Below are 2,261 nucleotides of genomic sequence, written 5' to 3'. Positions count from 1 at the left end.
CCGCGGCCGCAGCCGCCAGCGCGTCGAGATCTTCGTCCGCAGGCGCCTGCGCAGCATCTTCCCCGTCGTTGCGAAGGTTGTCGTCCAAAGCCTCCTCCGCGCCCTCGATCCGCTCGCCTTCAGGCGTGAAAAGGCATTTCGCAATCTGGGTGAAGTCGGTCCCAAGCGCCCAGTCGCGCTCCGCGCCCAAGGCAAACGCCTCGGCGACGCGCTGGTCCGCCTCGTTGCCCGAACGCATGAGCTCGATGGTCGGCAGGCCGCTTTTACGATAACCCTCCACGACGACGATGTCGTGGCCCGGCATGCTTCGCACGATGTCGGAGCATTCCGCCTCGCCCTTGAGCGTCTTCATGCGGGCGATCTGCCCTGGCGCTGCGATGACAGTCTCCGAAGCGCCCGCCTCACGATGGCGGTAGGAGTCCTTGCCTGGATAGTCGATGTCGAAGCCCTTGTGGCTGTGATGTTTCACGCTTCCCACGTCGTGTCCCCGAGCAACAAGCTCTTCGATAAGCTTCACGATGAGGGTCGTTTTCCCCGAATTGTGGCGCCCGACGATCGAGACTGCCGGGCTCGGCACGTTGACCATTGATGATTCTCCCGTCCTTATTCCGTAAGGCGAAAGTATATCACTGAAGGGAGCAGCAAGGAGTATGCACCTCGCCTGGCAGGTGCGCACGCTTCGACCTATTCGCTCGATTTTCACCATCCCCAGAGGCTGAGCGGAGTACCAATCGCGCAATCGCACGAGGTGAGGCGCATCACTCAAGCGGGATGAAAAGAGTCGCGCGCATTCGGCCAAATGATGCTATACTATGCAACGACCTACTACGCAGTTCGGACTTCGGCAACAGCGAGAATCCTGTTTTTGGAGGGGACAGGTTCCTCACTGTTGGATGAAGCAAATAAAGGCTCGCAAACGCGAGCCTTTATTTTTTGTCATTACGAGGACCTGAAGTTTGGCCCACGAAGCAACCGTGTCCCGATTTGCGGCCCATCAAGGGTCATCGCCGAAACCGCCTGCCACCCTTGCCCGATAAACGCCGCCCCTAAGCGCTAGAGCTCGCGCCTCGCCTCGAGGGCACGACCGAGCGTCACCTCGTCGGCGAACTCCAAATCGCCCCCGACGGGCAAGCCGCTCGCCAAGCGCGTCACCTTCACACCCAAAGGCTTGATGAGCCGCGCAAGATACGACGCCGTCGTCTCCCCCTCGACGTTGGGATTGGTCGCGAGCACCACTTCCCTCACGTCCTCGCTGCCCAATCGCGCCATAAGCTCGGCCACATGCAAGTCATCAGGGCCGATGCCCTCAAGAGGCGACAGCGCGCCCCCCAACACATGGTACACGCCCCCGAAAACGCCCGTGCGCTCGATGGGGGGAATGTCGCGCGGCTCGCTCACCACGCAAATGATGCCGCTGTCGCGCTTGGTCGACGCGCAGATCTCGCACACGTCGCCTTCCGCATAGTTGAAGCACCGCGAGCAGAAATGCACGGTGTCCTTCACCTCGATGATCGACTGAGCCAAGCGCAGCGCTGTCGCGCGATCGGTGTTCAAGATCCAATACGCCATGCGCTGCGCGGACTTCGGCCCGACACCGGGAAGGCGCTCGAGCTCATCGAGGAGCTTTTGAATCGCTGGTGCGGAGTTCACGAAAAGCGCCTACATCAAGCCGGGGATGTTCATGCCACCGGTCGCCGCACTCATACGGGCGGCCGCCATGTCGGAGACGCCGCGAAGCGCTTCGTTCACCGCAGCGAGGACCATGTCCTCGAGCATCTCGACGTCCTCAGGGTCGACAGCCTCGGGGTCAATCGCGATGGACTGGATCGTGTTGTCGCCGAGCGCCGTGACCTTCACCATGCCGCCGCCGGCCGTAGCCTCGAACGACATCGTCTTCACTTCCTCCTGCGCCTTCGCAAGCTCGGCCTGCATCTTCTGAGCCTGCTTCATCATAGCGCCCATGTTGCCCATGCCGCCGCCGGGGAATCCGCCTCGTTTCGCCATTTTTCCTCCTGGTAGTGTTCTTTCCATATCGACGCCCCGCGCGAAAACGCGTTGTCGGGGCGAAACCCGTCTTACCTGTCGGGCTATTCTCTCACTTCTTCGACGCGCGAGCCCTCGAAACCTCCCGCTGCGAGCACGGCAGCCAGGTCATCGGGCGAGTCGAACTCGTTGCCCAAAGGCTCCCCGTTCGGGCCGGTCGCGTCGATCGACGCCGACGTGTTCGCATCGGTCGGCTCGGGGGGCAGCCCCGTCGCGCC

The 2,261-nt window shown here is 62.2% G+C and carries 3 protein-coding genes; all 3 read right to left on the bottom strand.

The window, feature by feature from the left end; translation table 11 throughout:
- Window positions 1-586 (bottom strand): molybdopterin-guanine dinucleotide biosynthesis protein B (mobB, locus tag ACMRQN_RS00015; RefSeq protein WP_418733283.1); only part of this gene is annotated, 586 nt, incomplete at its 3' end.
- 467 nt (window positions 587-1,053) lie between these two features.
- On the bottom strand, window positions 1,054-1,650 hold the full coding sequence (gene recR, locus ACMRQN_RS00010) for a recombination mediator RecR (protein WP_296060161.1): 597 nt from the start codon (window positions 1,648-1,650) through the stop codon (window positions 1,054-1,056).
- Window positions 1,651-1,659: 9 nt separating this feature from the next.
- Window positions 1,660-2,004 carry a YbaB/EbfC family nucleoid-associated protein gene (locus tag ACMRQN_RS00005; RefSeq protein ID WP_276998256.1) on the bottom strand — a complete coding sequence of 115 codons (345 nt, stop codon included), beginning with the start codon at window positions 2,002-2,004 and terminating at the stop codon, window positions 1,660-1,662.
- Window positions 2,005-2,261: the final 257 nt, after the last annotated feature.

Source organism: Ellagibacter sp., from assembly GCF_048412355.1.
Taxonomy (GTDB): Bacteria; Actinomycetota; Coriobacteriia; order Coriobacteriales; family Eggerthellaceae; genus Ellagibacter.
The sequence above is the reverse complement of the archived record's forward strand: the minus strand, read 5'-3'. Positions and strand labels throughout refer to the sequence as shown.